7 protein-coding genes are annotated in these 7,370 nt (G+C 68.2%); 4 read left to right on the top strand and 3 right to left on the bottom strand.

Translation table 11 applies throughout. The annotated features are described in order from the left end of the window. A partial coding sequence (gene ssd / locus A5698_RS07215) for a septum site-determining protein Ssd (protein ID WP_084792311.1) occupies nt 1–878 on the bottom strand: 878 nt, incomplete at its 3' end. 418 nt (nt 879–1,296) lie between these two features. On the opposite strand from ssd, the gene A5698_RS07210 reads away from it, so the two are divergent. Further along, nucleotides 1,297–2,154, top strand: coding sequence for an HAD-IB family hydrolase (locus tag A5698_RS07210; protein ID WP_068294981.1), 858 nt, complete (start codon nt 1,297–1,299; stop codon nt 2,152–2,154). A gap of 415 nt (nt 2,155–2,569) precedes the next feature. On the opposite strand, the gene A5698_RS07205 is transcribed toward A5698_RS07210, so the two are convergent. After that, on the bottom strand, nt 2,570–3,337 hold the full coding sequence (locus A5698_RS07205) for a Fic family protein (protein WP_156670638.1): 768 nt from the start codon (nt 3,335–3,337) through the stop codon (nt 2,570–2,572). A 104-nt stretch (nt 3,338–3,441) separates the two neighbouring features. Between A5698_RS07205 and acs the strand changes: the two genes are divergently transcribed. Further along, a complete protein-coding gene (gene acs, locus A5698_RS07200; protein WP_068294970.1) occupies nt 3,442–5,403 on the top strand; it encodes an acetate--CoA ligase in 1,962 nt (653 codons plus the stop codon). 9 nt (nt 5,404–5,412) lie between these two features. On the opposite strand, the gene A5698_RS07195 is transcribed toward acs, so the two are convergent. Beyond that, entirely contained in the window at nt 5,413–6,081 is a 669-nt protein-coding gene (locus tag A5698_RS07195) for a chymotrypsin family serine protease (RefSeq protein WP_068294984.1), read from the bottom strand. A 232-nt stretch (nt 6,082–6,313) separates the two neighbouring features. Between A5698_RS07195 and A5698_RS07190 the strand changes: the two genes are divergently transcribed. Beyond that, nucleotides 6,314–6,823 (top strand): phage holin family protein, encoded by a 510-nt coding sequence (locus A5698_RS07190; protein WP_068294968.1) that lies wholly within the window; start codon nt 6,314–6,316, stop codon nt 6,821–6,823. Beyond that, nucleotides 6,824–7,370 (top strand): alpha/beta fold hydrolase (locus A5698_RS07185; RefSeq protein WP_156670637.1); only part of this gene is annotated, 547 nt, incomplete at its 3' end. It abuts the gene before it with no gap.

Raw genomic sequence — 7,370 nt, 5'->3', positions numbered from 1 at the left:
CCGCCCGGCGCCGGGCCTCGCACCACCACACCCGCGTTGGGATTCAGCGTGGAGACCCACCGCGCCACGACGTCGGCCGCGGCGCAGGACCGGACGTCGGCCGGCGTCATCACGACCGCGAGATCGGCGGCGGCCAGGGCGGTCTCGGCCGCCGCGGTCGACCGCCTCGGGACGTCGCACACGACGGTCGCCCGGCCACGACTGCCGGCGTCGATCACGGCGCCGAGCGGTCCCGGATCGACATCGGCACCGCCACGGCTGCCGGACAACACGCTGACGCCCTGCACGCGGGGCAACGCCTCTCGCAGCGAGGCAAAGTTCAGTCGTCCGCCCTGCAGCTGCAGGTCCGGCCAGCGCAGCCCCGACTCGGCCTCGCCGCCCATCACCAGATCGAGGCCGCCGCTCCACGGGTCGACGTCGATCAGCAAGGCTTCGGGGGCGGCCAGTGCGAGCGCCGACGCGAAGACCGATGCGCCCGCGCCCCCGCGGCCGGCGATGACCGCGGCCACCGCGCCGCGGTCCGCCTCGTCGGGCAATCCCTCGGAGGCCTCGGCCAACTCGGCCATCAGCTCGCCATCCTGAGTGGGCAGGGTCAGCACCCGTTGCGCGCCCACCGCGATCGCCACTCGCCAGTCCGCTTCCGCCGGTTCGCCGCGGCCCACCACAACGACCCGGGTGCGACGGGGCAGCGCGCGGGCGACACATCGCTGGGCGCCCGTGGTGTCGAGCACTATCGCCGCCGCATCGGTCCAGACTTTGCGGCTTGACGGTTCCGGCGCGTGAACGACCGATACGCCCGCCGCAGCGCACACCCGGTCCACGTCGTCCCGCAGGACGGGGTCCGCGACAACCACGAGATATCCACTGAGCGAAGCCACCCCTTCACCCTGCGGCCTGCCGTCGGGGCGGCGCTACGGACGGCGCCTGATCTGTGTATCAACCCGGGCTTGGGGATGGCACGGCAACGCGATCGCGGACCGAAAACGAGATTCCGCAACCGCCGTGAATGGCAACACATATCCGGATTGCGAAAGGTCCCGAAAAAGGGACGACCCCCGCCAGGGGGGGAGGAGGCGGAGGTCGTCGTGTATCAGCCCCGGGGGGTCGGGCTGATGCACACCCGACATAAGCCGGGTAAGGCTCACTATACACACGCCAGTCCGCCTCGGCGCAAGTGCTGAACCCGTAGGAAAGCGGGTCGTTTCACAGAAGTGTGGTGTCTCCGACACCTGTCATAACCTGCCATTTTGTACACTCCTCCGGCGTTTGTCACATGCGGGCCCTTATGCTGGCGGCGTGAGCGCATCTGGACCGGCTGCCGAGGCGGGCGACGCTCCGCAGACGGCCGCGTCGACGGACGCCCCGGTCCGAACCGCCGCCTTCTTCGATCTCGATAAAACGGTCATCGCCAAATCGAGCACTCTGGCCTTCAGCAAACCTTTTTTTGAGCAAGGACTTTTGAATCGACGGGCCGTCTTGAAGTCCACGTACGCCCAATTCCTGTTTTTGATGTCCGGCGCTGACCACGACCAGATGGACCGTATGCGGGCTTATGTGACGAACATGTGCACCGGTTGGGACGTCGAGCAGGTCAAGTCAATCGTCAGCGAAACCCTGCATGACATCGTCAACCCCCTGGTCTTCGCCGAGGCGGCGGAGTTGATCGCCGACCACAAACTGTGTGGCCGTGACGTGGTCATGGTGTCGGCTTCAGGTGAGGAGATCGTGGCGCCGATCGCCCGGGCGCTGGGCGCCACGCACGCGATGGCGACCCGGATGGTCGTCGAGGACGGCAAATACACCGGAGAGATCGCCTTCTACTGTTACGGCGAGGGCAAGGTCGCCGCGATCCGGGAACTGGCCGCGCGCGAGGGCTACGCGCTCGAGCATTCCTACGCCTACTCCGACTCGATCACCGACCTCCCGATGCTCGAGGCCGTGGGCCATCCGAGCGTGGTCAACCCCGACCGCGCGTTGCGCAAGGAGGCCGTCGCCCGGGGCTGGCCGGTGCTCAACTTCTCCAATCCGGTGTCGCTACGCGACCGGATTCCGGCGCCGTCGGGTGCTGCGGTGGCCACCACTGCGGCGGTGGGGATCAGCGCGCTGGCGGCCGGCGCACTGACGTATTCGTTGCTGCGGCGCTTCGGTTTCTAGCCAACTCTTCGCGCGCCAGCTACCGGCTCTCGTAACAATCCGGACTACTGCAGATTTGGCCCTTGATGTGACCGCGGTCACGGGGTACAAAGGAACCACGGAAGCTTGGAGAGGCTAAGGCCGAGTCGGAAGAGAAGGCTCGGACTCCCGCTTCAGGCTCCCCAGCACGGAACCCGGCACCCACGCGGAGCACATGCCGCGGAATAGGCAAAAGTGTTGCGGGCCTGCGTATTTGCGAAGAGCGGACGACTATAGCGGCCCTTTGGGTGGGGTTGCAGTCGAGGCGCATCGACAAGACGCCGAGGCCACCCACGCAACCCACACGAGCACGCATGGTAACCGGTGTCCGTGCTAGCGGGCGACGAGCCGAACCACGTTCGGAGCGTCGCCCGCTTCGCGTTTTCCAGCAACTCTCTTAAGACGACGCAGCGGCCTGCGCGATCGACAGTGCTTCGCGGGCGCCGTCGTGCAATGCGCGGCAGCTCAACAGGATCCACGCCGTGAGACCGTCGGGCGTTCCCGACGAGAAGCCGCGGGCCGCGGCGGTGTAGTCACCCGACTTGCGCATCCAGTGCACCTCCGGAACGCCCAGCCCGTGCGGATCGAGCCCGGTGGTGATCGTCACCAACCGCGACGCCGCTCGCGCCACCACACCATCGGCGATACCGAACGGCGCGAGCGTGAGCAGTTCGCCGTGCACGACGGCGGCCAGCACGGGGGCGGGCACCCGGGTGCCGCCGGTGAGGATGTCCGCCAGCAGCGTCAGCCGCGTGCTCACGTCGGGCTCGTGACGCGGACGGCCCAATCGGTCGTCGTCGGCGAGGTCCGCGGCCGCCAACGCGTGCAGGCGGGCGACGGCCTGCAGCGGCGCGCGCTGCCACACTCCCACCAGGGCGGTGGCCCCACCCTCGACCGCCTCGGACACCCGCAGCGCCCCGGCCAGCACCGGGTCGGCGGTGCCGTCGTCGGACAGTTGCAGCGCACCCCCGTCCAGCACCGAGGACGCGCGGGCGGCCCGCAGCGCAGCCTCCGCGGCGCTCTTCGGCCAGCCTCGAAGGTTGGTCCGGTGCCGGTGCGCACGGCCCAGCGCTTCGCGGGCCTCCTCGGCCGCCTCCGCCACCCCCGGCAGTTCCGCCAGCGGCGCCAACGGGTCTCTCGCGAAGCCACCGGTCACGGCGCACACGCTAGCCGACCGTCGAGCGCCCCAGCCACGATGCTTCGCGCCGTCGGCGAAGCCGATGTCGCATGCCAACACGTGCGGCAGCCAAGGTGACTACCCTCACAGACATGGCAGAGACATCGGCGCAGCACGCTCACGGTCCGTCCGTCTATCCCCCTTCTCCCGAGTTCGCCGCACAGGCGAACGCGACGGAGGATCTCTACCGCCAGGCCGAGAAGGACCGGCTCGCGTTCTGGGCGGAGCAGGCCAACCGCCTGTCGTGGGAGACCCCCTTCAGCGAGGTGCTCGACTGGTCGGAGGCTCCGTTCGCCAAATGGTTCGTCGGCGGAACGCTCAACGTCGCGTACAACTGTGTCGACCGCCACGTCGAGGCGGGAAACGGCGACCGCGTGGCCCTGTACTGGGAGGGCGAACCGGATGGCGACTCACACGCGCTGACCTATGCGCAGCTCAAAGACGAGGTCTGCAAGGCCGCCAACGCGCTGACCGAACTCGGACTGCGCACAGGTGATCGGGCCGCCATCTACATGCCGATGATCCCCGAGGCGATCATCGCGATGCTGGCGTGCGCGCGCCTCGGCGTGTTGCACAGCGTCGTCTTCGCCGGATTCTCCTCGTCGGCGCTGGCGGCCCGCATCGAGGACGCCGAGGCCAAGTTGGTCATCACCACCGACGGGCAGTATCGCCGCGGCCAAGCGGTGCCGTTGAAAAACGCCGCCGACGAAGCGGTGAAGGGCCAGGCATCCGTCGAGCACGTGCTGGTGGTGGCGCGCACCGGCATCGACGTGCCGTGGACCGAGGGCCGAGACGTGTGGTGGCACGAGGTCGTCGAAGACGCCTCCACCGAACACACCCCCGAGGCGTTTGATTCCGAGCATCCGCTGTTCCTGCTGTACACCTCGGGCACCACCGGCAAGCCCAAGGGCATCGTGCACACCTCCGGCGGCTTCCTCACCCAGTCGTCCTACACCCACTACTACGTGTTCGACGCGAAGCCGGAAACCGACGTGTACTGGTGTACCGCCGACATCGGCTGGGTCACCGGACACAGCTACATCGTGTTCGGCCCACTATCGAACGGGTGCACCCAAGTGGTGTACGAGGGCACCCCGAACTGCCCGAGTGAGCACCGCCACTTCGAGATCATCGAAAAATACGGTGTGACAATCTATTACACGGCGCCGACGCTGATCCGGACCTTCATGAAATGGGGCCGCGAGATCCCCCAGGGCCACGATCTGTCCAGCTTGCGTCTGTTGGGGTCGGTGGGCGAGCCGATCAACCCGGAGGCCTGGCGGTGGTACCGCGAGGTAATCGGCGGCGATCGGACGCCGGTGGTCGACACCTGGTGGCAGACCGAGACCGGAGCGATCATGATCTCCCCGCTACCCGGTGCAACGGCGGCGAAGCCGGGCGCTGCGATGGCGCCACTGCCGGGCATCACAGCCAAAATCGTCGACGACGAGGGCAAGGAACTGGCGCCCGCCGCGGATGGCGACGAGCCCGTCACCGGCTACCTGGTTCTCGACCAGCCGTGGCCGGCTATGTTGCGTGGTATCTGGAAGGACCCGGAGCGGTACCAGGAAACGTATTGGAAGCGGTTCGAGAAGCAGGGTTGGTATTTCGCCGGCGACGGAGCCAGGATCGACGCCGACGGCGACATCTGGGTGCTCGGCCGCATCGATGACGTGATGAACGTGTCCGGACATCGCATCTCGACCGCGGAGGTCGAGTCGGCGCTGGTCGGACACTCCGGCGTCGCCGAGGCCGCGGTCGTCGGCGCCAGCGACGAGACCACCGGCCAGGGCATCTGCGCGTTCGTCATCCTCGAATCGCACGCCAAGGACAGCGGTGACGACATGGTGGCCGAGCTACGCGAGCAGGTGGCCAACGAGATCGGAAAGATCGCCCGGCCCAGGGAGATTCACGTCGTGCCCGAGCTGCCGAAGACCCGCAGCGGCAAGATCATGCGTCGACTGCTGCGCGACGTGGCCGAGGGCCGCGAGCTCGGCGACACCTCAACCTTGGTGGATCCCAGCGTGTTCGAGGCGATCCGGGCCAGCAAGTAGCGGATCGGCTCAGCCGGCCGAACCGATCGGGACGAAACCCGTTCCCGGTCGGTTCTTGGCCGTGATGTCGGCCAGCTGTGTGTTGAACGACATGGTCACCGCGGGCGTGTGCAGCGGGATGTACTTGATGACACACGTCGGCAGGGCCTCGGAGAACGCCCCGTGGATCATGCCGACGAGCCGGTTGTTGACCGTGACGGGCGCGCCCGAGTCGCCGGGCTGACCGCACACCTGGTTGACGATGGTGCCCGGATCCTTGCCCGGGCCCCAGGTGACCCCGCAGGAGTAGCCGGTCGTGCGGCCGAGTTTGCACGCGATGTCACCCGAGACCGGATCGGGGCCCAACCCGTCGATCTGAAATCCGTTGACGTTGTTGACCGGGCGCACCTTCTGCGGATCGAACTGGATCACCGCGTAGTCCAGCGCGTCGTTGCCCGCCACCATCGTGCCGACCACACCGGCTGCGTCGGCGCCCTCGGCGCTGACCTTGGCGCCGGGGCCGCCGCAGTGTGCGGACGTGAAGCCGATGAGCCGCCCCTGGCTGTCGTGGCCAATCGTCGTGAGAGTGCACAGCGTCTCGCCGTCGACCACCAGGCCCGAGCCGCCACCGAGCGGGACCGGCTCTTGCGCCTGACCCACGGCGGGCGTCGATACGAGGGCGGCCGCGACGATGGCGATGGCGGCGGCGAGACGGCACAAGAACAGGCCGCTGGTCTTCACGTGAACGTTTCCCCTATCGACGCGCCCCGACCTGCCCTGCCAGTGATCCGGCCAGTCTATCGTCGGCCGGCATCGTTTGAGCGCACGCCACATGGCAACATGAGTCGCGACCGACTCCATCGCCGGCGGCGCCGGCAGTGGAACCAACGCCGGGACAGCCGGTGATCCGGCCGATGCGGGAGGAACCGTCGTGAGCGATCGCAGGAATGGCGCGCCGACCACCGTCACGTCGATACCGCTGGTGGACCCGCATGCCGCCAAGGCCGATCCGTCCATCGGCGACCTGGTCAAGGACGCGACCGCTCAAGTGTCGACGCTGGTGCGCGCCGAGGTCGAGTTGGCCAAGGCCGAGATCACGCGCGACGTCAAGAAGGGGCTGACCGGCAGCGTCTTCTTCATCCTCGCGCTGGTCGTGCTGTTCTACTCGACGTTCTTTTTCTTCTTCTTCCTCGGCGAACTGCTCGACCTGTGGCTGGTCAAGTGGGCGGCGTACCTGATCGTGTTCGGCCTGATGGTCGTCGTCACCGCGATCTTCGCGTGCCTGGGTTATTTCAAGGTGCGCCGCATCCGCGGTCCGCAGAAGACGATCGAATCGGTCAAGGAGATCCCCGAGGCACTGACGCCGGGCCACGACAAGTCCAAGGAGCTCGCCTCGGGCGACGGAAAGCCGGCGGCGACGTCCGACCCGTCGGGCTGGTAAATGCCCCCACCCGCCCCGTCGGTCGTCCGCATCGACGGGCCGTGGCGCCATCTCGAGGTGCACGCCAACGGGATTCGCTTCCACGTGGTCGAAGCGCAGCCCGACACGGCCGCGGGTTCCGAACGGCCACTGGTGATCCTGCTGCACGGCTTCGGCTCGTTCTGGTGGTCGTGGCGCCATCAGCTGCGCGGGTTGACCGGTACCCGGGTGGTCGCCGTCGACCTACGCGGGTACGGCGCCAGCGACAAGCCCCCGCGCGGTTACGACGGCTGGACGCTGGCCGGTGACACCGCCGGTTTGGTACGCGCGCTGGGGCACAAGTCCGCGACCCTGGTCGGGCACGCCGACGGCGGTCTGGTGTGCTGGGCCACCGCGGTGCTGCATCCGCGCGCGGTCCACGCGATCGCGGTGGTGAGCTCCCCGCATCCGTCCGCGCTGCGCGCCTCCGCGCTGCGCCGCCGCGACCAGGGCCGCGCGCTGTTGCCGTCGATGCTGCGCTACCAAGTGCCGATGTGGCCCGAGCGAACGCTGACGCGACATAACGCTG

It is taken from the genome of Mycobacterium sp. E136 (assembly GCF_001666865.1).
Taxonomy (GTDB): Bacteria; Actinomycetota; Actinomycetes; order Mycobacteriales; family Mycobacteriaceae; genus Mycobacterium.
The sequence above is the reverse complement of the archived record's forward strand: the minus strand, read 5'-3'. Positions and strand labels throughout refer to the sequence as shown.

What these genes read in the sequence shown, in the direction of transcription:
- acs (WP_068294970.1), top strand. Translation starts at nt 3,442, where the DNA reads ATGGCAGAGACATCGGCGCAGCACGCTCACGGTCCGTCCGTCTATCCC.